23 protein-coding genes, 1 tRNA gene, 1 rRNA gene and 1 pseudogene are annotated in these 23,171 nt (G+C 26.9%); 13 read left to right on the plus strand and 13 right to left on the minus strand.

Translation table 11 applies throughout. The features are described 5' to 3' along the window. Positions 1 to 730 (plus strand): ATP-binding protein (locus tag Q1J48_RS03925; protein WP_300361390.1); only part of this gene is annotated, 730 nt, incomplete at its 5' end. 22 nt (positions 731 to 752) lie between these two features. Continuing rightward, positions 753 to 1,187: pseudogene (locus tag Q1J48_RS03930) on the plus strand (type I restriction enzyme endonuclease domain-containing protein). Between the two features lie 191 nt (positions 1,188 to 1,378). Here the strand turns inward: Q1J48_RS03930 and Q1J48_RS03935 are convergent. Beyond that, positions 1,379 to 1,465, minus strand: a tRNA-Leu gene (locus Q1J48_RS03935). Between the two features lie 120 nt (positions 1,466 to 1,585). Here Q1J48_RS03935 and Q1J48_RS03940 point away from each other — a divergent pair. The 3 genes from Q1J48_RS03940 (at position 1,586) to Q1J48_RS03950 (ending at position 5,885) form a co-directional block, all read left to right on the plus strand. Then, entirely contained in the window at positions 1,586 to 2,710 is a 1,125-nt protein-coding gene (locus Q1J48_RS03940; RefSeq protein WP_300361393.1) for an alanyl-tRNA editing protein, read from the plus strand. Positions 2,711 to 2,782: 72 nt separating this feature from the next. After that, positions 2,783 to 3,832: a dual-specificity RNA methyltransferase RlmN gene (gene rlmN / locus Q1J48_RS03945; protein WP_300361396.1), complete on the plus strand. Its 1,050-nt coding sequence runs from the start codon at positions 2,783 to 2,785 to the stop codon at positions 3,830 to 3,832. Between the two features lie 19 nt (positions 3,833 to 3,851). Then, the gene (locus Q1J48_RS03950; RefSeq protein WP_300361399.1) at positions 3,852 to 5,885 is read left to right on the plus strand and encodes a transglycosylase domain-containing protein; all 2,034 of its coding nucleotides are present in this window, start codon (positions 3,852 to 3,854) and stop codon (positions 5,883 to 5,885) included. Positions 5,886 to 6,127: 242 nt separating this feature from the next. On the opposite strand, the gene rpmA is transcribed toward Q1J48_RS03950, so the two are convergent. The 12 genes from rpmA to Q1J48_RS04010 form a co-directional block, all read right to left on the minus strand. Next, entirely contained in the window at positions 6,128 to 6,412 is a 285-nt protein-coding gene (gene rpmA, locus Q1J48_RS03955; protein WP_300361402.1) for a 50S ribosomal protein L27, read from the minus strand. Then, positions 6,413 to 6,748 (minus strand): ribosomal-processing cysteine protease Prp, encoded by a 336-nt coding sequence (locus Q1J48_RS03960; RefSeq protein WP_300361405.1) that lies wholly within the window; start codon positions 6,746 to 6,748, stop codon positions 6,413 to 6,415. Positions 6,749 to 6,755: 7 nt separating this feature from the next. Next, the gene (gene rplU, locus Q1J48_RS03965) at positions 6,756 to 7,067 is read right to left on the minus strand and encodes a 50S ribosomal protein L21 (RefSeq protein WP_300329156.1); all 312 of its coding nucleotides are present in this window, start codon (positions 7,065 to 7,067) and stop codon (positions 6,756 to 6,758) included. A 129-nt stretch (positions 7,068 to 7,196) separates the two neighbouring features. Next, complete coding sequence (locus Q1J48_RS03970; RefSeq protein WP_300361408.1) at positions 7,197 to 8,093, minus strand: B12-binding domain-containing radical SAM protein; 897 nt, start codon at positions 8,091 to 8,093, stop codon at positions 7,197 to 7,199. Positions 8,094 to 8,134: 41 nt separating this feature from the next. Then, entirely contained in the window at positions 8,135 to 11,215 is a 3,081-nt protein-coding gene (locus Q1J48_RS03975; RefSeq protein WP_300361411.1) for a UvrD-helicase domain-containing protein, read from the minus strand. Next, entirely contained in the window at positions 11,215 to 13,836 is a 2,622-nt protein-coding gene (locus Q1J48_RS03980; protein WP_300361414.1) for a PD-(D/E)XK nuclease family protein, read from the minus strand. The genes Q1J48_RS03975 and Q1J48_RS03980 overlap by 1 nt, the downstream gene beginning before the upstream one ends. A gap of 116 nt (positions 13,837 to 13,952) precedes the next feature. Further along, positions 13,953 to 14,363, minus strand: a complete 411-nt coding sequence (locus tag Q1J48_RS03985) for a bactofilin family protein (RefSeq protein WP_300329147.1) — start codon at positions 14,361 to 14,363, stop codon at positions 13,953 to 13,955. Then, positions 14,303 to 15,226, minus strand: coding sequence for a M23 family metallopeptidase (locus tag Q1J48_RS03990; RefSeq protein ID WP_300361417.1), 924 nt, complete (start codon positions 15,224 to 15,226; stop codon positions 14,303 to 14,305). The genes Q1J48_RS03985 and Q1J48_RS03990 overlap by 61 nt, the downstream gene beginning before the upstream one ends. Before the next feature lie 34 nt (positions 15,227 to 15,260). Further along, positions 15,261 to 15,377 (minus strand): 5S ribosomal RNA (rrf, locus tag Q1J48_RS03995). Between the two features lie 33 nt (positions 15,378 to 15,410). After that, complete coding sequence (locus Q1J48_RS04000; protein WP_300328858.1) at positions 15,411 to 15,683, minus strand: cysteine-rich small domain-containing protein; 273 nt, start codon at positions 15,681 to 15,683, stop codon at positions 15,411 to 15,413. Positions 15,684 to 15,689: 6 nt separating this feature from the next. Continuing rightward, entirely contained in the window at positions 15,690 to 16,121 is a 432-nt protein-coding gene (locus Q1J48_RS04005) for a toxin-antitoxin system YwqK family antitoxin (protein WP_300328861.1), read from the minus strand. Positions 16,122 to 16,135: 14 nt separating this feature from the next. Next, complete coding sequence (locus tag Q1J48_RS04010; RefSeq protein ID WP_300328863.1) at positions 16,136 to 16,582, minus strand: SoxR reducing system RseC family protein; 447 nt, start codon at positions 16,580 to 16,582, stop codon at positions 16,136 to 16,138. Between the two features lie 566 nt (positions 16,583 to 17,148). Here Q1J48_RS04010 and Q1J48_RS04015 point away from each other — a divergent pair. The 8 genes from Q1J48_RS04015 to Q1J48_RS04050 all read left to right on the plus strand — a co-directional run. Next, a complete protein-coding gene (locus tag Q1J48_RS04015; RefSeq protein ID WP_300361419.1) occupies positions 17,149 to 17,418 on the plus strand; it encodes a hypothetical protein in 270 nt (89 codons plus the stop codon). Further along, positions 17,419 to 17,997: a Maf family protein gene (locus Q1J48_RS04020; RefSeq protein WP_300361422.1), complete on the plus strand. Its 579-nt coding sequence runs from the start codon at positions 17,419 to 17,421 to the stop codon at positions 17,995 to 17,997. Between the two features lie 12 nt (positions 17,998 to 18,009). Next, positions 18,010 to 18,585 carry an SMC-Scp complex subunit ScpB gene (gene scpB, locus Q1J48_RS04025; protein ID WP_300361425.1) on the plus strand — a complete coding sequence of 192 codons (576 nt, stop codon included), beginning with the start codon at positions 18,010 to 18,012 and terminating at the stop codon, positions 18,583 to 18,585. Between the two features lie 9 nt (positions 18,586 to 18,594). After that, positions 18,595 to 19,308, plus strand: a complete 714-nt coding sequence (locus Q1J48_RS04030) for a pseudouridine synthase (RefSeq protein WP_300361427.1) — start codon at positions 18,595 to 18,597, stop codon at positions 19,306 to 19,308. 40 nt (positions 19,309 to 19,348) lie between these two features. Further along, the gene (gene gatC, locus Q1J48_RS04035; protein ID WP_300328878.1) at positions 19,349 to 19,642 is read left to right on the plus strand and encodes an Asp-tRNA(Asn)/Glu-tRNA(Gln) amidotransferase subunit GatC; all 294 of its coding nucleotides are present in this window, start codon (positions 19,349 to 19,351) and stop codon (positions 19,640 to 19,642) included. Positions 19,643 to 19,664: 22 nt separating this feature from the next. Beyond that, positions 19,665 to 21,128 carry an Asp-tRNA(Asn)/Glu-tRNA(Gln) amidotransferase subunit GatA gene (gene gatA, locus Q1J48_RS04040; RefSeq protein ID WP_300328881.1) on the plus strand — a complete coding sequence of 488 codons (1,464 nt, stop codon included), beginning with the start codon at positions 19,665 to 19,667 and terminating at the stop codon, positions 21,126 to 21,128. Further along, positions 21,128 to 22,567 carry an Asp-tRNA(Asn)/Glu-tRNA(Gln) amidotransferase subunit GatB gene (gene gatB / locus Q1J48_RS04045; RefSeq protein ID WP_300361429.1) on the plus strand — a complete coding sequence of 480 codons (1,440 nt, stop codon included), beginning with the start codon at positions 21,128 to 21,130 and terminating at the stop codon, positions 22,565 to 22,567. The genes gatA and gatB overlap by 1 nt, the downstream gene beginning before the upstream one ends. Positions 22,568 to 22,617: 50 nt before the next feature. Further along, positions 22,618 to 23,171, plus strand: a 554-nt coding sequence (locus tag Q1J48_RS04050) for an HAD family hydrolase (protein ID WP_300361431.1), incomplete at its 3' end; no start/stop codon positions are given.

Genomic DNA, 23,171 nt, shown 5'->3' on the forward strand with positions numbered 1-23,171 from the left:
AGGTAAAACAATGGATATATTTTTAGATAAGAAAGAATTCACAGGAAATATATTTAAAAAAATTGAAAATATACAATTATTTTTAGAAAATCACTTAAATTTAAGTAGCCAATTTGAAAAATTTCAAAGAAAAGATATTTTAGAAATTCCTATGCTTGCTTTGAGAGAAGGAATTATAAATGCTATTGTTCATAGAGATTATTCAAACCAAGGAAGAGATATTAAAATAGGAATATATGATGATGTAGTAGAAATAATATCTCCTGGAGGACTTCCAAGTACCCTAACTATTGAACAAATCTATTCCGGTAGATCAGAAATAAGAAATAGAGTTTTAGCAAGAATTTTTAAAGAATTTAATTTTATTGAAAAATGGGGCAGTGGTATAAATAGAATGATAAATCTTTGTAAAAATGTTAATTTAAAAGCTCCTGAAATAAGAGAAACTGGAGATTCTATAATATTAACTTTTTACAGAGCTGTGCCGGATAGTGCCGGATTGGTGCCGGATAGTGCCGGATTGGTGCCGGATAGTACCAGATTAAATAATTTATCTGAAACAGAAGAAAAAGTATTTAATTTAATTTCAGATAAAACAACTAGAAAAGATATTCAAGAAGTTTTATCATTTAGTGAAAGGACAATAAGAAAAGTATTAAACACTTTACAAGAAAAAGGGTTAGTTGAAAAAATTGGAAAAGGACCAGCAACTTATTATAAGAAAAAATAAATATAAAAACTTGGCAATAGAAATGTTAAAAAAATTAATTGAAGGTAAGATACATTATTTAAGTAGAAAAAATATTACTCTTTCAGAAAAGTTTTCGGAAAGATTAAAGAAAGCAATGAATTCATATAAAAATAAAGCTCTTACAAATTTTGAGATAATGGAAGGACTTATGAAAATGGTAAAAGAATATATAGAGTCATAAAATAAAGGAAAAAATTTGGGATTAACAGAAGATGAACTAACTTTCTATGATGCAATTACCAAAGATGAAAATATTTTTAAAGTTGATGGTATGAGTGATAAGAAATTAATAGAAATAGTAAAAGATTTATCAGATACAATAAGAAAAAATATTTCTATAGATTGGTACAATAAAGAAAGTGTTCAAGCTCAAATGAGGAAATCTATTAGAAACACGGATATCCGCCTGAATATACAGAAGATGCTACAGAATTAGTTTTAATACAAGCAAAAAATATATGTAAAGATATGGAAGTATTATAAAAATAATGTATTATTAAAAGTCCAAGTAGACTATCTATTTGGATTTTTTCTTATAATTTCTTTATTAAATAAAAAAAGAGTTGATAAAATATCTACTCTTTTACTAATCCAATATATCAATTTATAAAACCTTACGGGTAAACGTGGTGCCTAGAGCGGGACTCGAACCCGCAAGGTATTGCTACCGGCAGATTTTGAGTCTGCTACGTTTACCAATTTCGTCATCCAGGCTTAAATGCCTCTCTATAATACTACATTTTTACTAAATTGTCAATAAAAATTTTTAATTAATCTTTAAAATTTGTTTAAAGTATTGTATAATATTATAATAAAGAAAATAGGAGGAAAATTATGAGGTTAAAAGTTACTAACTGTGAAAAGAATAATGAAAATTATTCCGTTGAAGTTTTATATTTAGATGAAAATCCTATAAAATTTTATCCTGATGGAAAAGGTGGACAGTTAGGAGATAGAGGAACTATAAATAATATTAGAGTTTTATCTGTTCTTTCTGATAAAATCATAGTAGGTAATTATATCGAAGTTGGTGAATATGATTATGAGATTGACTTTAAAAGAAGAGAGGATATAGCAGTACAACATACAGCTGAACATCTTTTTTCTGGAATAGCCAAAAAATATTTTGGTTTTAGTAATGTTGGATTTAGAATGGCTGAAGATTTTACTACTGTTGATTTGGATAGTGATACTATTTCTAGTGAAACTTTAGAAGATATAGTTGCTAAAACAAATGAAGTTATTGGGATTGGAGCTAAAATTTTAGAAAAAAATATTTCTATTGAAGAGGCTAAACAACTTTCTTTAAGAAAACCTATAAGTGAAAAAATAAAAGATGGTTTAGTTAGAATAGTAGAGATAGAAAATTATGACTCTTGTGCTTGTGCTGGTTTTCATGTTAAAGACATCAAAGATATTCGTCTTTTAAAGCTAATATTTTCAGAAAGAATAAAAGGAAAATATACAAGATGTTATCTTCTTGCAGGAGATAGAGCTATTGATGATTATAATAAAAAAGATAAAGTTATAAGAGACCTCAACCATAAATTTAGTTGTAGAGATAATGAAATTTTAGAAATGCTTGAAAAATATATGACTGAGCATGAAAATCTAAAAAAAGATTACTCATCTCTTTCTTTAAAATATTCTAAATATTTTTTACAAGAAATTTTAGAATCACCTATCATAATAAATGATAAAAAAATTATAATTTGTGAAGAGGATAAAACTATTATAAACGAAGTGAGAAAATCTTTTGGTAAAAGAAATGAAACTTTTATGGGGATAACTTCTGATTCAATAATGTTAACTAGCAACGATTTAGATTGTAGTATGGTAATTAAAAAAATTATTGAAAAATATCCTGAGATTAAAGGTGGAGGAAATCAAAAACAAGGAAATATAAAAGGAACTCTTTCTAAAAATCAAATAATCGAAATATTAAATTCTATACTTTAATATTTACTTGTCATTTCCTTAAAAAACTGATAAAATATATAGTCGATTATAATTTAAAATAGCGGAGGAAAAATGGAAAATACAAAAATGGCACTTTTAAATCTTAATGAAGCTGAATTGACAGAGTTCATTCTTTCATTAGGAATGAAAAAGTTTTATGGAAAACAAATATATAACTGGTTACACTCAAAGTTAGTAAGAAATATTCACGATATGACAAATATATCTTTAAAAGATAGAAATACTTTAGACGAAACTTCTTATATACCATTATTAAATATAGTAAACCACCAAACTTCTAAAATTGATGGAACTGAAAAATTCCTATTTAAATTAGAAGATGGAAATACTATTGAAACTGTTTTGTTAAAACATAAAGATAGAAATACTGTTTGCGTTTCTACTCAAGTTGGTTGTCCTGTTAAATGCAAATTCTGTGCAACTGGTGCATCTGGATATGAAAGAAATTTAACTGTACATGAGATATTAAACCAAATATATACAATAGAAAGAAGACTTAGAAATAAAGAACAAAATGTAAACAATATTGTATTTATGGGTATGGGAGAACCCTTCTTCAACGTTGATAACTTAATAAAAGCTATAAAAATATTATCAGATGAAAAAGGTCTTAACATTTCAAGAAGAAAAATAACTGTTTCAACTTCTGGAGTTATTACTGGAATAGAAAGATTATTAGAAGAAAAAATGCAAGTGGAATTAGCAATATCTCTTCATGCAGTATTCAATGAAAAAAGAGATGAGTTAATGCCTATCAACAAAAGATATCCTTTAGAAGATCTATTCACTGTATTACAAGAATATCAAAAAGTATCTAATAGAAGAATCACTTTTGAGTATATCTTAATCAAGGACTTCAACGTTTCTCAAAGTGACGCTGATATGTTAGCAGACTTTGTACACGAATTCGATCATGCTTTAAATCTAATCCCATACAATCCTGTTGTGGAAAATGATTTTGAAAGACCTAGTGAAAAGAAAATAGAAAGATTTTATAATTATTTAAAAAATGATAGAAAAGTAAATGTTATTATCAGAGGAGAAAAAGGAACTGATATAGACGGAGCTTGTGGACAATTAAGACAAAGAACTGTTAAATAAATAATTATGGAGTAAATATATGAAAAAAATTTTTAAAGTTACTTTATTGGTTGGATTAATTTTATCTTTAACTGGTATCCTAAGTATATTTCTTGTGATTAATCACTATAAAAAAGAGATGCCTGATATTGAAAATTTAATAGAATCATATACTCCTTCTGTTCCAACAAAGGTATATGATATAAATGGAAAGGTTATAGATATATTATACAAAGAATCTAGAATACCTGTTCAATTTGATGAAGTTCCTCAATCTGTAAAAGATGCTTTTATCTCAATAGAAGATAGAAGATTTTATTCTCACTATGGAATAGACCCTATCGGTATTTTAAGAGCTATTGCTATAAATCTAAAATATCATAGTAGAAGACAAGGAGCTAGTACTTTTACTCAACAATTAGCGAGAAATGCTTTTTTAACTCACGAGAAAAAGATCTCAAGAAAAATTAAAGAAGCTATACTTACAATTGAGATTGAAAAAACTTATACAAAGGATGAAATATTTGTAAAATATCTTAATGAAATCTACTTTGGTGATGGTGATTATGGTATTAAAAGTGCTGCTAAATCTTTATTCAAAAAAGATGTTAGATATCTAAATCTTCCTGAATCAGCTATGCTTGCAGGAATACCAAATAGACCTGGTTTCTATAATCCTAGAAAAGGTTTAGATAATGCTATCAAAAGAATGAACATAATCTTAAAACAAATGTATAGCTTTGATATGATTACTAAGGAAGAATATGATGAAGCTGTAAATCATAAATTTGTTTTAGAAGAAAATTATAAAGAGGGAATGGATTTAGCTCATACTACTATTATTTATCCAAGAACTAGAGCAAATAAATCTTTAGCACCAAGTTTTACAGATTTAGTTTTAGATTATTTACAAAATAATTTTGATGATGAAGTTATTTATAATGGTGGATTACAAGTTTATACAACATTAAACTATGATATGCAACAGGTTGCAGAAAAAATATTTAAGGAATTTCCACCTCTTGTAAAAAACAGAGAATTACAAGGTGCTATGATAACAATGAATACTTCAAATGGATATATCACATCTATCATTGGTGGAAAAGATTATACTTCTGGTAACTTTAATAGAGCAGTTATGGCAAAAAGACAAATTGGATCTTCTTTTAAACCATTTGTATATCTATCTGCTATAATGGATGGATATTCTGAAAATACTATTGTTGAAGACTCAAGAAGCCTATATGATCAAACTTGGGCTCCTAAAAACTATGGAGTTACTTATAGAAACAATACAACTTTACTTGATGGATTAGTTAGATCTGTTAACAGTGTGGCTGTAAAACTTCTAAAAAATGTAGGACCTCAAAAATTAGCTGATAACTTAAAAAAATTAAATGCTGATTTAGATCCGGGATTAAATTTAAGTTCTGCCCTTGGAACTATTTCTGCTACACCTAAAAATCTTGCTAAAGGATTTGCTATTTTCTCAAATGGTGGTTATGTAGTAGAGCCTATGATAATTGTAGAAATAAGAGACTACAACGGAAATACTTTAATTAAAAATGTTCCTTCTGTTGAAAAGGTATTTGAACCTAAAGATATCGCTCTTACAACAAATCTTTTAATTGGTTCTGTGAGATATGGTACAAGTAAAGGAGCTACAGTTATAACTAAAAAAGGAAAAACTATTGAACAAGGTGGAAAAACTGGTACAACAAATGATGCTTTAAGTGTTTGGTATGCTGGTATCACTCCTGATTATGTTACAACTGCTTATATTGGTTATGATGATAATAAAAAAATGCAGACTACTGGTGGAGAGCTAGTTGCTCCTCTATGGAAAAGATACTATGAAGAATTAATCAACAAAGGACTTTATACTCCTAGTAAATTTGAATTTATAGATACTTTAGTTGCTAGTGGTGAACTTTATTATCAAAATCTAGATCCTTACTCTGGACTTATATCTACAAGTGGAAATGCTAAGAGATTTTTATTAAGAGATAATAGAGTAGAATTAGAAAAGAATGAAAAATATAAAAAAGATTTAATAGAAATCTTATATAATTAAAAAAAGAAGCTGAAGCAAATTAATGATTTTATTCATTGATCTTGCTCAGCTTTTTTATTTTAAAAAATACTATTTCTAAAAAATTTTACTTCTATAATAAAAATTATTTTTTATTTATTAATTAACAATAAGTTTTTTTCTAATTTTTAATTATAATTTATTTTTTATCAGATATAAAAATTTAACAAATAAAAAAACCCTGAAAAAACTCAGGGTTTAATTTTTTACCTTAGTTGAGTTAATTACTTCTCTGCATAAACAGAAACTTGTTTCTTATCTCTTCCAACTCTTTCGAATTTTACATATCCATCGATTAATGCGAATAATGTATGGTCTTTTCCTTGTCCCATATTTGCACCAGCGTGGAATTGGTTTCCTCTTTGTCTAACTATGATGTTTCCAGCTTTAACAGCTTCTCCGTCATATTTTTTAACTCCAAGATATTTAGGATTAGAATCTCTTCCGTTTTTAACAGAACCTTGTCCTTTTTTATGTGCAAATAATTGTATATTTAATGTAAATAACATCTAATTTTCCTCCTTCTCTACAAGCTTTATATTTTTAGGATATTCTTCGGCTAGTCCTTTTAGGACTACAACCATGCTTTCTAAAAGAGCATGCACTTCTCTTTCTCTGCCTTTTAGTTCCATACCGTCAATACTAACGCTTATGAAACCATCAGAATTAATTTCAAATTTTGGATAAATATCTAATACATCTTGAAATCCTGCAAGAGGCATCTGTAATGCAGTCGAAAGGGCTGCACAAACTATATCTGATCCATATTCTCCATATTCTGAATGTCCAGTAGCTTTGTATTTTACAATTCTACCTTTTTTTCTTAAAACTTCAATCTTAGTCATAAATTAATTATGCATTGATTGCAGTAACTTTGATTTCTGTGAAAAGTTGTCTATGACCTTTTTTTCTGTGATTTCCTGTTTTTGGCTTGTATTTGAAGTTAATAACTTTTGCACCTTTTCCTTGGTTTAAAACTTCAACTAGAACTTTTGCTCCTTCAACTACTGGAGTTCCAACTTTTACATCTTCCCCATTAGCTACTAATAGAACATCTGTTAATTCTACTGTTTCATTAACCTCAGCATTAAGCTTCTCAACTCTTAAAACGTCACCTTCTGCAACTTTGTACTGTTTTCCACCAGTTTTTATAACTGCGTACATATAAGCACCTCCAAAAGTATATATTTGTCGCTAGTCAAGGTTGCTGAATACCTTTCCTATGCGTAACTCGTTTATTATATCATTATTTTCATTAAAAATCAATAGTTTTTTTTATTTTTTTGATTTTTTTTAATATCTTAAATATCTCTCATTTCTTTCTCTTATATAATCATTTTTTATAGCAAAATTTATCTCAGAAATAAATTTTTCCTTATCCTCTGGAAAATCTCCCTTAAGTCCTAAATAATTTGAAGCGTGGTTGGATCTAAATATAATTTTTTCTCCTTGAGGAATATCTATATTTTCTATTATCATTTTTATCTCTTTTAATATCTCTTCACCACTGGCCTCTTTAAATTCTCCAGCTTTTTTTCTTTTATCAATTTCTGTTCCTTCGTGGATAACAAGGCAAAGGATACTTAAATAATCTGGTATCATTTTATTAACTATTTCAGCTGTTTTTAAAGCGTGGTTTGTGCTATCTTTTTTTCCAAGTATTCCAGCTATAACAGTTACAGATATTTTAAATCCTGCTTTTTTAGCTTTTAATGCTCCCTCTAAAATTTTCTCAGAAGTAACTCCCTTTTGAATCTCTTGAAGAACCTCATCATCTCCACTTTCTAATCCAATGTAAATAAGTTTTACACCTCTTTTTCTTATTTCCTCTAACTCTTCTGGAGTTTTTAAAAGAATGGACTTTGGACTAGCATATAGAGATATCCTTTCATTCTCTGGAAATTTTTCATTTATATAGTCTAGTATTTCTAAAAGTTTTGGAGTAGGAATAATCAAAGCATCTCCATCAGCTAAAAATATTTTATCTATATACTTAACTCTTGTTCTAAAAAAATCTACTTCTGCTTTTATCTGCTCCATAGATTTTATTGTAAATTTCTTATCCTTATACATCTTACAAAAAGTACATTTATTGTGTGAACAACCTAAAGTTATTTGAATGATTAAACTATAAGCCTCACTAGGTGGTCTATATAATGGATAATCATATATCATATCTATATCTAACATTTATTCCTCCTATAATTTTTAAAAAAATTATAACATAATTATCAATAAATTTCTACATATTTAGTTTTTATAGAATAGTTTTTCTCAGCCCCTATCTTCATAAGAGAATCATAAACTAAATTTTTATAAGTTTCTATCTGCTCCTCTTCATAGGTTCCTGTCTTATAGTCCACTATAAATATCTCTTTATTTTCATTATCTATCATCAATCTATCTATCCTATAAAGTTTTGAATCTTTTTCTGAATATATAGAATATTCATTATAAATAATATCCCATTTTCTTGAAAAGATTTCTCTATTATTTTCAAAGATATTTTTTATCTTTTCATCTGTCAAAATTTCTTTTTCTATTTTTTCCTCTCCTAATAGAGCCCCATATTTTGAAAATGTTTTTTTCTTAGATTTTTCTATCTCCTCTTCATCACCATAAGAGATATTTTCTAAAAAATAGTGGACAATATTACCTACATTTCTTTTTTCTTCCAACTCTAAACTATATTTATAGGTATCTTCTTTTATTTTATCTATATTTTCCTCTTCTTTCTCCTTTGAAATCTCTAAAGAGCTAAAATCAACCTCAAAATCTTTTTCAATCTCTTTTTCCTTTTCTTTTTCTGGATAATCATAGATTTTCAACTCTCCTTTTTCATAAAGAAGCTTATCTAAATATCTCTTAAAGACATCTCCGTAAAAACTATCAGATTTTTTCATATTTTTTATAAAGATAATTAGATTTCCCTTTGGACGAGTTAAAGCAACATATAGATTATTTAATTCCTCTTCCATTTTTTTTCTCTCTTTTTCCCCTTGGAAATCATAAATCTCATCTATATATGGAATAATATTTTTATATTCCTCTGAATAAATAAGATAACTTTCAACCTCTGAATATTTTTCATCTAACTTTATACTTATATTCATTCCTGTATCAGCTCTATTTTTATCTTCATTCGCTATGAAAAATACTGTATCAAACTCAAGCCCCTTTGACTTATGAATGGTGATTAAAGATATACTCTCCTCTTCTTTAGAAGACTCCTGTCTATAATTAGATTTATCTCCATTATCAATTATCTCTTCTATAAACTCTCTTACATTCTTAAAATTCTTTCCTACCCTTATAAAATTATAGATATTTTTTATTTCTGTTTCTTTGTTATAGATTTCAACTATTCCAAATTCTTTAATTATATCTAAGATAATATCCATATTTTCAAAATTATTTTCTGAATATTTTTTATAGATTTTTTCTATTTTTTCAATAACTTTTTTCTCTTCTATAAATTCCTCTAGATTTAAAACTTTTTCATAAAACTCATCTAAATTTTCACTCTCTTTAGATATATCTAGAAGTTTTCTCATAAATCTATCCCCTATCAATATAAGATCATCTCTTAAAAACTCCAGAAGATAAAATATATTTTCACTTATAAAATATCTAAGAAGTTTTATTACTGGAATAATACTTTTATGATTAAAGATACTTTGATTTGTTTCTTGGATAAATCCTATTTTATTTTTAGTAAACTCATCTGCTATACTATCTAGATATTTATTTTTTCTAGCAATTACACCTATTCCATTATACTTTCCATTAAAATCTTCTTTTAATATTCTCATTAATTCATTGATATAGGCAGTTTCAGGATCTTCATTTCCTGAAAAATTATATATTCTTACTCCCCCTTCTGTTTTCTCTTTAGAAGATTCTGAAGGTTTAAAGTCAAAATCTTTTGTATGAGAAATATCTTCAAATACCTCATTAGTAAAATCCACTATATTTTTTTCACTTCTAAAGGATATATCTAAATATTCCTCTTCCCCATCTATTATCTTAGCTAAATCTCTAAAAAGATTTTTCTCTCCATCACGCCAACCGTAGATACTTTGTTTTTCGTCACCAACACAGATAATATTTGTAGCAGAGTTTACAAAAGGCTCAAGCATCTTCCATTGAGCTATACTTGTATCTTGAAATTCATCTATGAAAATAGAAGTACATTGACTATCTACAATCTCTTTCATATAATTACTAATTTTTCCATCTTCTATTAAATTAAGTTTTTCATCCCCCACATAGATTAAAAGATAATCTCTTATATCATCTTGTGTAAATTTTCTTTCACTTAATTTTATTTCATCATAAATTTCATAAACTGTTTCAAGGAAAGAAAGAACTTGTTCCTCATAAGGTATCATTTTTTCATTAAATATTTTTTTAGCTAGTAATCTATTAGCCTCTTCTTTTAATTCAATAAATTTTTCTTTAAACTCAACTATTTTTTCTTTTTTACCAGTAGTTTTTCTACCATTATGAAGATTATTTGTTTCCAATAATTCTTTAAAATTTTCTAATATAAATTCCAATTTCTCTTTTTCTGTTTTTAAAGATAGATATTTTTCAAAACTTTTATTAGCATATTCTGTCAAAGGTTTTCCCTCTGCTCTAAACTCTTGTAATTCAATTATTTTTTCTTTTATTAAATCATATATTTCTATAATATTTTCATCTTTTATATCTAGTTTTTCCCTTTTTGATAAACCACTTTTATTTTTTATAAAGATATAACGCCATCTATATTTTATAATTTTTCCTAAAAGTTCTATATATTTTTCAGCATCTCTCTCTAAATTTTCATTAAAAAATTCTTCAAACTTATTAAATTTTTCTTTACTTTCAGTTATCCTTTCAAAAACTCTTTTTAAAATCTCGTTATTCTGCCCCTCATCTATAATTTCATAAGCAAATATCTCTTTCATAGGAGCTATTGCATTTTTAAAAATTAAAATTTTAAAAGCGTCTAAAGTATAGATTGCTAGTTTATCTCTATTGACCAAAATATCATAATATATTTTTCTAATCTCTTCTTTTTTTAGTTGAAGTTCTGGGTAAATTTTATTTATCTGTTCTTTTAATTTTATCCCCTCTTCTGTTTCCTTTGATAAATCATACAAAAATTTTATAATTCTTTCCTCTATCTCTGATATAGCCTTATTTGTGAAAGTCATAACTATAATATCTGAAAATTTTTCACCTCTTATAAGAGATACTACATATTCTAAAGCTAATCTATAAGTCTTTCCTGTTCCAGCACTAGCCTTTAATATTTTTTTAGACATTATATCACTTCCTTTCTACAAATATTTTCATAGATACAACCGCCACAAGATTTTTCTTTTTTGCTATAATTTTCATCTTCCACAAACTTTTTAAAAATATCATCCAAATCTTTTTCTGTAATTTTTTGCTCAACCTCTTCTAGTTCTTTCTTTAAAACATTGTAGATATACCCTTTAATATTTTCATTTCCATTCATAATAGAATATATATCCAATTGTCCATCTGCTTTACTACCAGTTTTATAATCTATTATTAAACTTTTATTCTCAGTTGCTACAATCAAATCCATTCTACCTCTTATCATTATATCTGGCTTAGTTTTATCATCTTTATTGTATTCACTAAAATATCTTTTATCTTTTTCACCAAAGAATGATTTTACTTTTTCACCTTTTAACTTGTCCTCTATTTTTTTATAGAATTTTATTACCCCTTGTTTTATATGTGGAGCCATAACCCTTTCAAAATAAATATCTAGATAAGTTGGTATCTTCATATTATTTTTTCTTATCTCATTTCTTAATATATTTGTCACTAACTCTTCATCAACTTCAAAATTATTTTTTGTTATAATCTCATAATACACTTTTTCTGTTACCTTCTCTAAAATAGAGTGAACTATTATCCCTAAAACTCTTAAAGAGCCCCCATATTGATTTTCTTTAGTCTCATCAAGTCCATAAATTTTATCCAATAAAAATTTATACTGACACTCATTTATTTTTAAAATATCATAAGTTCCAACCTCTATAATCCCATCTTTATTACAAAGATTTTCTATATCTTTTTTCATTTGAAACTCATTATTATTTAATGTAAAATTTCTTTCCTTATAAAGATATTCTTCAATCATCTTTAAACCAGTTGTAGTATTTAAAATTTTATCCTCTACTTTTATATTTTTCTCTATCATCAACTCTTCTAAAAATACTGATTTTCCTATTTTTCCATCTTTTTCTTTTTTATAAAATATAATATTTTCCTTTGAGTTTCCTAGATATTGTAAAAAACGATATTTCATCAGATTAATCTCTGTTTCTCTTGTTTCAAATCCAAGTTCTTCAAGTTGTTTATCTGTAAACATCTGATTTTTTTCTATATTCCCCGGAAGATTTCTATTTGTAATATCCACATAGTAAGATTTCTCCCCGAAATTTATCTTGGCCTCCTCTATCTTCTTTAAGAATCCAACAAATTTATCATTTTTTTCTTTTTCAATAGATTTTAATTCTATCCCCTCAAGATATTTTATAATTAAAGTATAGATATATTGCCCACAATCTTTTTTAAATATCTCTTGAAAACCTTTTTTACCTAATAAACTCTCACTACTTCTAACATTAAACATAACTTCGTGAAATTTTTCTAAAAAATCTATATATTCTCTATCTGCTATCTTTTCAAATCCAATCTCTTTAAAATAATTATAAAACTCATCTGTGGACTTAAAATTTTTTATTCTTAAAAGATCCTCATAAAGATTTTTAAATATCTCTACAATCTCCTCGTTATCCTTAATTAAATCTTTTATCCAAAGATCTTCAAAAACTTTAGGGCTTATATATCTATATTCCTCTTCCATTATTTTATAAAAAATCTTTTTTATCTCCTTAGAGATACCATATATTTTTTGAGTTAATAGATTTTCTATAAATTCTAAAAAATTCTCTATCTTTAATCCTAATTCTTTTCTCTCTTCTATTGATTTTATAAGATCATTTTGTAAATTCATAAATTTATAAAGCCAAGTATCTTCCATTATTTTTAGTTTTCCATTTATAAAATATTTTGGCATAATTTTTGAAAAATATTCATCATTTAATCTTGGAGTATAGATATTTTTTAATTTTTTCTCCTCTGATAAAATATATAAAAGATTAAATACAGTTTCTATATCTTCATTTGTTTCATAGACTTTTACTTTTGAGCTATCCAATTGAAAATATTTTTCACCCATATCTATTTTATTTAAAGTTAGATCTTCTTCATTATAAATATCAGAGTTCCCTTGTAATATAAATTCTATCTCTATATTTTTATCTAACTCTTTAAGAACTTTTTTTAGAAGAGGAGTAAAACACAGATTATCTACAAAAATTATTTTATTAAATTTTTCTATAAATTCAGTATTAAAGTTTTCCTCATCTACTATCCAATCACTAGGAATAAAATTATTTTTTTCTAAAAATTTATCATATTCCTCTTTCATTTTATCAAATTTTTCTATTCTATCTTTTTGCCACTCTGTGAATAAAGTTGTATCTATTTTACTTATAAGGTTTAAATTTAAATCTCTATAATAAGTAAAAAATAGGTCTGCAATATCTATTATGTCATAGTAATTTTTTATATCAAAAAAATCCTTTACCTCTTGTGAAATATTTTGATAAAGAGTAAGAGGTCTTTTAGCCTCTGTTAAAACTATTCTATCTGTTACAAATATCTCCTTTTGAAATTCATCAAAAGTTAAAAAAGTTCCACCAGGAACTAAGATATTTTTATCTCTTAACTTTAAAAAAGCATTTTCTAAAAAATAATCACTAAAAACTACTAAAACATCTTTTTTATTTTCTATATTTTTTAAATAATTTACTCCAAGTGGAAAATATTTAAATTTCATCTCTCCCCCTTAATAAAAAAAGTCCATTTAAAAATGGACTTCCTTTTCTTTTTATAATAATACTAAATTTTTAAAAAACAAGCCCTTCAATATTTTAAGTCTGTTCTCTATAAATTCTACTTCTTATTTTCTAATTCTAATATTATATTTTTATCTGTAAGGAATGCTTCTCTGAACTTACTTGTTCCTTCAAAAACAACTCCCTCTTTCATTAGAACTCTATTACTATTTATTTCTCCTCTGACAACGCTTTCATCAATAAGTTCTATAAAGTCAGCTTCCAATGTTCCATTATATTTCCCTTTTACAGTTATCTTTCTAGCTACTATTTTCCCTTCACCATAACCATTTTCCTCAATAACTACTCCACAGTTACAATATATATTTCCACTAACTTTTCCCTCAATGACAAGATTACCATCTATTTTAAAATCTCCTGTAATCTCACTACTACTAGCTATTGTTGTTATTTCTTTTCCTGAAAAGCCTGCATCTGATGTCTTATCATCTCTACTAAAGACTGCCATTTTACCCCCTTCTCCTTTTCAAAAAGACTATTGTAATTATCTATATTCCATTCTGTAAAAGACATTGGATCTACTCTTTTTCCTAAATAATGAATTTCATAGTGAAGATGTGGTCCAGTTGATCTTCCTGTACTTCCAACCTCTCCTATTTTTTTACCTTTTCTTACTATATCTCCAACTTTTGTTGTTATAACACTCATATGAGCATAGTAAGTTTTAAATCCATATCCGTGATCAACTATAACAAGATTTCCAAATCCTCCTGAATTATATCCAGCAAACTCAACAACTCCATCTGCTTGAGTTATAATTGGAGTTCCCTTAGTAGCTTTAAAATCTAAACCATAATGATATATAGTTTTTTCTAAAACTGGATGCTCTCTAGTTCCAAATAAACTTGAGTAACCTTTAAATGGAACCACTGGTATTCCACTTGGAATAACCTGTAATAATAATTTTCTCTCAAGAACACTCATTTTTGCAAGATCTAATTTTTCTGTTTCTGTCAATTCTTTTTTATAGTCAACATCTTCTCCCATAAGTTTTTCTATTTCTTGAACCTTAACAGTTATATTTTCAAGTTCTAATTCCCTAGCAGACAACTCTTTTTTAGTTTTTTCTATCTGTTTTAAATATTCTTTCTTATTTTCATCTATTTTTTTTACAAGTTCCTCATTTTGTATTCTATAATAACTATATTCTTTTACCTTATGATTTAAAACAAGCACAACTATTACCAAGGCACTTATACTAAACAATAAAGCTATTCCAAGAATTAATAAATATTTTTTTATTATTTTATCAAATGAGTAACATTTCATACCCTTTAAATCTGTTATTGTTACATAATATCTATTTTTCAAAGTTTTTCCTCCAAAAAACCTATATAATAAAAAAGCTTAGAAACTTCCTATCCTCCCAGAGGGCTGCCCCCCAAGTACTTTCAGCGTATACGAGCTTAACTTCTAGGTTCGGTATGTGACTAGGTGTACCCTCGTAGCTATTGTTTCTAAGCAAAAATAATTATAGCACACTCCTTCGATCTCGTCAATACTTTTTTACATTTTCTAAAACTTTTTTTATTTTTTCTTGAATATGCTGATATCCGATATCTTTTATATGAGGAAGATTACAATCAGTACAATTTTTTATCCCTGTTTTTGTATATTTAAAATTACCCCCACATTGATCTCCCAAAGAGTACAGGGGACAATAACAAAATAAGCAATTAAATTTTTCAATATCATTTATTTTGTGGCAAGGAAAATATTCACACTCTTTATTTTGAACAAATTTATAATTAAATGTTTTTTTCTCCATAAAATTTTATCCTTTTCTATATATCTTCCAGTCCCCCACTGGTTTTCCCTCTTTAAATTTTCCAATTATTCTAGGATTTCCATTTTCATAGAAAATTTTATAATCTCCATTTTCTTTTCCATCTTTATAATTGGTTTCTAAATATTTAACCCCAGTCTCTCTATAAATTATATGTTTTCCATTTAAATGTCCATCTTTCCAATTTTCAATAGATTTTAATTTTCCATTTCTATAAAAAGTAAGCCACTTTCCTTGTGCCTTCCCCTTAGTAAAATACTCTCTATCTCTTCCATTTATTATCATTCCTGAAAAAAGAGACTCATCTATCTTATTGACAAGAAGATCATCTTTTAATTTTAATTGACTTTTATAACATCTATCAGTTTTAGCAAATGAGAAAATATTTATAAGTATAAAAAAACATATAATTTTTTTCATAGACTCTCCTATTTTTATTTTGTTTTACAACTATCTATATCAAATTCTCCATTATCTTTTTCAATTCTAGTTATATCCATATTAACTTTTTCTTTTACTACAAATCTATCATATAAATGTATCAATAAAAAAGTTACCACTAAAGTTGCAAAAGATACTAAAACACTCTCTCCCTCTGTTCTTCCCATCATATTAGATATAGAAAAACCTGCTACCATCATTATTATTGGTAAAACATAAACTAAAAATCCTATTTTCAGCATTTTTGAATCAGCTAATTCAAAAGTAACTATATCTCCAACCTCTATCTCTTGTTTTTTAGGATTATACTCAAGCTCTATCTCTCTTGTAAGTTTACTTGCATCTCCACACCCAGAACAGTGTGCACAAGAACTTTCTTTAAACATTTTTACAACTAATTTTTTGCCCTCAATTTTTGTTACTTTTCCACTGCTTTCCATCTTACACCTCTTGTCCCAATTAACTTTTCTTAAACAATTATATCATATTTTTTTATTTTGACAAAGTCATTCTTTAATTTCTTGAAATTAAAATTCTAATATGATAAAATATTATGTATTTAATTTAATATACAGGTGATTTTGTGAAGATCTTAAAAAGTTTTTTTGAAAATTTTAGAGTTTTATTTATTTATATATTTATATTTTTTATTTTATCTATTTTTTTAAAGATAAATGATTTTTCATTAGATAATTTTTCCAAGATAATTTTTCCATATTTTGGAATTTTTGCCTATGTTTTACTTATTGATATTTTTTCAGATATATATTTTTCTTTAAAAAAAGATAAAATTTTACAGATGACTTATAGAATAAGGCTTATCTTTTTTAACATATTTTTATTAGCTTTATCTTTTTTTATACTAATTTCATATGTAAATGTATTTTTAGAATTTAATTCATTTAATATTCTATTTACTTCGTTAAACTTTTTTCACTTTGGTTATATGTTCACCGAAACTGCTCTTTACCTTTGTGAAAATTTTAGCTATATCATTCTTAATAGTTTGACGATATTAATTTTAATTATATCTCTTTTCTTCAGTATAATAAGCATCATTATTACCACTGTAAGAAATTCTAAAAAGAATTCTAATAAAATAAAATCTCTAGAAGAAAAAAAGATAACTTTACAAAATAAGATAGCTATAAAAGAAGCTCTTATAAAAGATGAGCAAAGAGAATTTAAAAACTATGAAAAAGCTCAAGATATAGCTATAAGAGAACAACTTCAAAGAGCTAGAAATAAAAACTTTAGAAGACAGGTGAAAAGATAAATGATACTAGCATCAAACTCTCCAAGAAGAAAAGAAATTTTAGAAAATTTTGGTTTTTCTTTGGAGATAAAAACTAAAAATATAGAAGAAATCAGTGATGAAAAAGAAATAATAAAAAAGGTAGAGGATATAGCCAGAAAAAAAGTTATGGCTGTGGCTATAGATAATCCCAATGAATTTGTAATTGGAGCTGACACTGTAGTTGTCATTGATGATAAAATACTTGGAAAACCTAAAAACGAAAAGGATATCTATGAAATGTTACATCTTTTATCTGGTAGAACTCATCAAGTTATCACAAGTTTTTCATTTATAAATATCTCTAAAAATATAGATATAAAAGATTCTCAAATATCAGATGTAAGTTTTAAAAATATAAGTGATGAAGAGATAAAATGGTATATTGATACAAAGGAGCCATTTGATAAAGCTGGTTCTTATGGTATTCAAGGTAAGGGGAGTTATTTTGTAGAAAAGATAGATGGAGATTTTTTCTCTGTAATGGGATTCCCTATTGGAAAATTTGTAAGAACTTTGGCAAATATTGATATCTCTCTTGAGGAGATAAAAAAATTATAATATAGGTGGATTATGAATAATAATGATTTAAATCTTTTTGAAAATTTAAAAGAAAAAATAGAAGCCATTCTTTTCATAGGTGGAGAGGATATAAAGATAAAAGATCTTTCTAAATATTTTGAAATAAGTGTTGATAAATTAATTCCAATCATCTATGAATTAAAAGGTGAAAGAAAATACTCTGGAATCAATATAGAAATAACTGATACAAATATCTACCTTGTTTCAAATCCTAAATTTGGTGCTGTGGTAAATGGATATTTTGAACAGGAAAAGAAACCTAAAAAACTTTCTGCTGCTACTTTAGAAACTCTATCAATCATAGCTTACAATCAACCGATTACAAAAAGTGAGATTGAATCTATAAGAGGGGTTAATGTAGATAGTATAATAGGAAATTTAGAAAATAGAAAATTTATTAGAATTTGTGGAAAAAAAGAGGCTATTGGAAGACCTAATTTATATGAGGTTACCGAAAAGTTTTTAGGATATTTAGGGATAGATTATGTAAATGAACTTCCTAATTATCAAGAGATCAGAGAAAAATTAGAAAAACTGCATTATGCAGAAAATCAAAAATCAGAATAGGAAAGGGTTATGGAAAAAGTAAGAATAAATAAATATTTGGCTAGTCTTGGGATAGACTCAAGAAGAGCTATTGATAAGATGATTGAAGAGGGAAGAATAACTGTTAATGGAAAATTAGCAGAATCTGGTGTTAAGGTAGATTCTAAAGACGATATATTTATAGATGGAAAATCTATAAAAAAAGATAAGTCTGAAAAAGTTTATTTTATGCTTAACAAACCTCAAAAAGTTTTATCAGCTGTAAAAGATGATAGAAATAGAAAATTAGTAGTAGATCTTATAAAAACTGATGAAAGAATTTTCCCTATCGGTCGTCTTGATTATGATACTGAAGGGTTAATTATTTTAACAAATGATGGAGAAATCTATAACAGAGTTATCCATCCTAGAGGAGAGGTTTATAAAACTTATTATGTTGAAGTTCAGGGAACTGTATCTCTTTCAACACTAAATAAATTAAAAAAAGGTATTCTTTTAGATGATAAATTAACTTTACCAGCTAGAGGAAAAATAATATCTTCTACTCCTCAGTTTACATCTCTTAATTTTTCTATAAAAGAGGGAAGAAATAGACAGGTAAGAAGAATGTTTGAAGCAGTTGGACATAAGGTAACTTTCTTAAAAAGAATCGCTATTGGAGAACTTCAACTTGATGAAAAATTAAAAACTGGTGCTTATCGTCCTCTTAGAAAAAAAGAGGTAAACTATTTAAACTCACTATAAATAATAAAATTTATTATACAATCTTAATAAAGGGGGAACTATGGCTTTAACAAAAGAAGAAGTTTTAAAAGTTGCTAAACTTGCAAAATTAGAATTTACTAATGAAGAAATTGAAAAATATCAACAAGAATTAAATGAAATCTTAAATTATATGAGTATGTTAGATGAATTAGATACAGAAAATATCAAACCTTTATCTCAAGTAAATAATGATACAAACAATTTAAGAGATGATGAAGTAAAACCATCTTTATCTGTGGAAGATGCTTTAAGAAATGCACCTGAAGCTGTTGATGGTACTGTTGTTGTTCCAAAAGTTGTTGGTGGAGAATAAAAATATTTTAGGAGGAATTCTTATGAAAGAAATTTATGAATTTACAGCTCTTGAAGTTAGAAATAAAATTCTTAATAAAGAAATTTCAGCTTATGAAGTTACAAAGGCTGTATTTGAAAGAATAGAGAAAACTGATGAACTTATTGGAAGTTTTGTTTCTCTTAGAAAAGAAAAAGCTTTAGAAGAAGCAAAGGCAATAGATGAAAAAATTAAAAACGGAGAAAAAGTTGGAGCTTTAGCTGGAGTACCTGTTTCTATAAAAGATAATATGGTATCTCTAAATGATCCTGCTACATCTTGCTCTAAAATTTTAGATGGATATATCGGTATCTATGATGCAACAGTTGTTACAAAATTAAAAGAAGCTGACGCTATCATAATTGGTAAAACAAATATGGACGAGTTTGCAATGGGAGGAAGTACAAAAACTTCTTATCACAAACTTACAAAAAATCCTTGGGATACTTCAAAAGTTCCTGGAGGAAGTAGTGGAGGAGCTGCTTCATCAATAGCTGCTCAACAATGTTTTATCTCTTTAGGTTCTGACACTGGTGGAAGTATAAGACAACCAGCTTCTTTCTGTGGAGTTGTTGGATTAAAACCTACTTATGGAAGAGTTTCAAGATATGGACTTATGGCATTTGCTTCATCTCTTGATCAAATTGGACCACTTGCTAAAAATGTAGAAGACATCGCTCTTGCTATGAATGTAATAGCTGGTTATGATGATTATGATGGAACAGTTAAAAATTTAGAAGTTCCTGATTATACTGAATTTTTAGGAAAAGATATTAAAGGTGTAAAAATTGGAGTTCCAAAAGAATATTTTGTAGATGGAATGAACGAAAATGTAAAATCTATAATGATGGAATCTCTTGAAAAATTAAAAGAAGCTGGAGCAGAAATCGTAGAAATTTCTCTACCTCATACAAAATATGCTCTACCAACTTACTATATATTAGCACCAGCTGAAGCAAGTTCAAACCTTGCAAGATTTGATGGTGTAAGATATGGATATAGAAGTAAAAATGCAAAAGATTTTAACGATCTATATATAAAATCAAGAAGTGAAGGATTTGGAAGTGAAGTAAAAAGAAGAATAATGATGGGAACTTATGTTTTAAGTGCTGGTTTCTATGATGCATACTTCAAAAAAGCTCAAAAAGCTAGAGCTTTAATTAAAAAAGATTTTGATGAGGCTTTTGAAAAAGTAGATATGATATTTACTCCAGTAGCTCCTACTCCTGCATTCTCACTTGATGCAGTAAAAACACCTTTAGAATTATATTTAGAGGATATATTCACACTTTCTGCTAACCTTGCTGGTGTTCCTGGACTTTCTATTCCAGCTGGAATAACTGAAGGATTACCTGTTGGTATCCAACTTCTTGGAAAATATTTTGAGGAAGGAAATTTACTAGCAGTAGGAAGCGCTTTTGAAAAAATAAGAGGGGAATGGAAACTTCCTGAGGGAGTTGAGAAATAATGATAAAAGAATGGGAATCAGTAATAGGACTTGAGGTCCATCTTCAATTAAAAACAAATACAAAAGTTTGGTGTAATTGTAGTACAGACTATGACAACGATGATGCCAATACTCACACTTGTCCAATATGTTTAGGACACCCTGGAGCTTTACCAAAACTTAATAAAAAAGTTTTGGAATATGCTATCAAAACAGGTTTAGCTCTTAACTGTAAAATTAATCACGAATGTTCTTTTGATAGAAAAAACTATTTCTATCCAGATACTCCTAAGAACTATCAAATAACTCAATTTGAAAATTCTTATGCTGGAAAAGGATATTTAGATATCAATGTAAATGGAAAAGAAAAAAGAATTGGAATAACAAAAATTCAAATAGAAGAAGATGCTGGAAAATCTATCCACGGAGCAACAGAATCTTTTATAAACTTCAATAGAGCATCTATGCCTCTAGTAGAAATTATTTCTGAACCAGATATGAGAACATCTGAGGAAGCTTATGAATATTTAACTCTTTTAAGAAACACTATAAAATATACTGGTGTAAGTGATGTTTCAATGGAACTTGGTTCTTTAAGATGTGACGCAAATATATCTGTTCACTATAAAGGAGAACCTTTTGGAACTAGAGTTGAGGTTAAAAACTTAAACTCATTCAAGGCTGTTGCAAGAGCTATTGACTATGAAATCAACAGACAGATTGAAACTATCGAAAAAGGTGGAAGTATAGATCAAGAGACTAGAACTTGGGACGATGAAAACCAAATCACTAGAGTAATGAGAAGTAAAGAAGAGGCTATGGATTATAGATATTTCCCTGAGCCAGATCTTTTAAAAGTTATAATAGAAGATGAAGAGATTGAAAGAATAAAAGCTCTAATGCCTGAAGATATTATGGCAAAAATTCATAGATTTATAAATGAATATCAAATCCCTGAATATGATGCAAATATTCTTTGTGAAGATATTGAATTAGCTGACTACTTTGAAAAAGTAGCTCACTCTTCTAATAATCCAAAAGCAAGTTCTAACTGGATAATGACAGAAGTTTTAAAATATCTAAAAGATAATAATACTGAGATTGGAAACTTCCCTATCTCTGCTGAAGATTTAGGAAATATTATAGTTCTTATTGATAAGAATGTTATCTCTTCAAAAATTGCAAAAACTGTATTTGAAATGAAATTAACTGATAAGAGAACTCCTGCTCAAATAGTTGAAGAGGAAAAAATGACTCAAGTGGCTGATACTGGAGCTATTGAAGCATTAGTTGATGAAGTTTTAGCAAATAATCCAAAACTTATAGAGGATTATAGAAATTCTGATGAGGGAAGAAAACCAAGAGTTTTAAAAGGACTTATTGGACAAGCTATGAAACTTTCTAAAGGAAAGGCAAACCCTCAAATGGTTACAGATTTAATTACAAAAAAATTATCTTAATATAAATGTCTGGGAAATTCCCAGACATTTTTAAAATAAAGGAGAGGTCTATGATAAAAAATATTGTTTTTGATTTAGGAAAAGTTTTAGTTGATTTTTTTCCAAATAAATTTGTAGAAGAAAATGTTGAACCACAATATAGAGATAAATTTTTAGAAATTGTTTTTAATAGTGATGAATGGAAAAATTTAGATAGAGGAATTTTAGAGTATGAAGATGCTATTAAAATTTTATCTTCAAGATTACCACAATGTGAAAAAGCTATCAATAAATTATTTAATGATATTGTTAATTCTTGTTTATCTCCTATAAAAAATAATGCTGAATTATTACCTAAATTAAAAGAAAATTATAATCTTTATATAATTTCTAACTTTCATAGGGTAGCTTTTGAAAAGATATATAAGGAGTGGGAATTTTTTAAGTTATTTGATGGTAAAGTTGTTTCAGCTTTCTGTAAACTTATGAAACCAGAACCTGAAATTTATCAACTTCTTTTTAAAACTTATTCTCTAAATCCTAATGAATGTATATTTATTGATGATGTTTTTGAAAATATTGAAGGGGCTAAAAATCAAGGAATGGAAGTTATCCACCTTACAAA

The organism is Fusobacterium sp. (assembly GCF_029258315.1).
Taxonomy (GTDB): Bacteria; Fusobacteriota; Fusobacteriia; order Fusobacteriales; family Fusobacteriaceae; genus Fusobacterium_B.

Excerpts from the sequence above, each read along its gene's own strand:
- Q1J48_RS03950 (WP_300361399.1), top strand. The coding sequence starts at position 3,852 with ATGAAAAAAATTTTTAAAGTTACTTTATTGGTTGGATTAATTTTATCT.
- Q1J48_RS03960 (WP_300361405.1), bottom strand. The coding sequence starts at position 6,748 with ATGACTAAGATTGAAGTTTTAAGAAAAAAAGGTAGAATTGTAAAATAC.
- Q1J48_RS03980 (WP_300361414.1), bottom strand. The coding sequence starts at position 13,836 with ATGAAATTTAAATATTTTCCACTTGGAGTAAATTATTTAAAAAATATA.
- Q1J48_RS04000 (WP_300328858.1), bottom strand. The coding sequence starts at position 15,683 with ATGGAGAAAAAAACATTTAATTATAAATTTGTTCAAAATAAAGAGTGT.
- gatA (WP_300328881.1), top strand. The coding sequence starts at position 19,665 with ATGAAAGAAATTTATGAATTTACAGCTCTTGAAGTTAGAAATAAAATT.
- gatB (WP_300361429.1), top strand. The coding sequence starts at position 21,128 with ATGATAAAAGAATGGGAATCAGTAATAGGACTTGAGGTCCATCTTCAA.
- Q1J48_RS04005 (WP_300328861.1), bottom strand. The coding sequence starts at position 16,121 with ATGAAAAAAATTATATGTTTTTTTATACTTATAAATATTTTCTCATTT.
- Q1J48_RS04010 (WP_300328863.1), bottom strand. The coding sequence starts at position 16,582 with ATGGAAAGCAGTGGAAAAGTAACAAAAATTGAGGGCAAAAAATTAGTT.
- Q1J48_RS03940 (WP_300361393.1), top strand. The coding sequence starts at position 1,586 with ATGAGGTTAAAAGTTACTAACTGTGAAAAGAATAATGAAAATTATTCC.
- Q1J48_RS04030 (WP_300361427.1), top strand. The coding sequence starts at position 18,595 with ATGGAAAAAGTAAGAATAAATAAATATTTGGCTAGTCTTGGGATAGAC.
- rlmN (WP_300361396.1), top strand. The coding sequence starts at position 2,783 with ATGGAAAATACAAAAATGGCACTTTTAAATCTTAATGAAGCTGAATTG.
- Q1J48_RS03985 (WP_300329147.1), bottom strand. The coding sequence starts at position 14,363 with ATGGCAGTCTTTAGTAGAGATGATAAGACATCAGATGCAGGCTTTTCA.
- Q1J48_RS04020 (WP_300361422.1), top strand. The coding sequence starts at position 17,419 with ATGATACTAGCATCAAACTCTCCAAGAAGAAAAGAAATTTTAGAAAAT.
- rplU (WP_300329156.1), bottom strand. The coding sequence starts at position 7,067 with ATGTACGCAGTTATAAAAACTGGTGGAAAACAGTACAAAGTTGCAGAA.
- scpB (WP_300361425.1), top strand. The coding sequence starts at position 18,010 with ATGAATAATAATGATTTAAATCTTTTTGAAAATTTAAAAGAAAAAATA.
- gatC (WP_300328878.1), top strand. The coding sequence starts at position 19,349 with ATGGCTTTAACAAAAGAAGAAGTTTTAAAAGTTGCTAAACTTGCAAAA.
- Q1J48_RS03975 (WP_300361411.1), bottom strand. The coding sequence starts at position 11,215 with ATGTCTAAAAAAATATTAAAGGCTAGTGCTGGAACAGGAAAGACTTAT.
- Q1J48_RS03970 (WP_300361408.1), bottom strand. The coding sequence starts at position 8,093 with ATGTTAGATATAGATATGATATATGATTATCCATTATATAGACCACCT.
- rpmA (WP_300361402.1), bottom strand. The coding sequence starts at position 6,412 with ATGTTATTTACATTAAATATACAATTATTTGCACATAAAAAAGGACAA.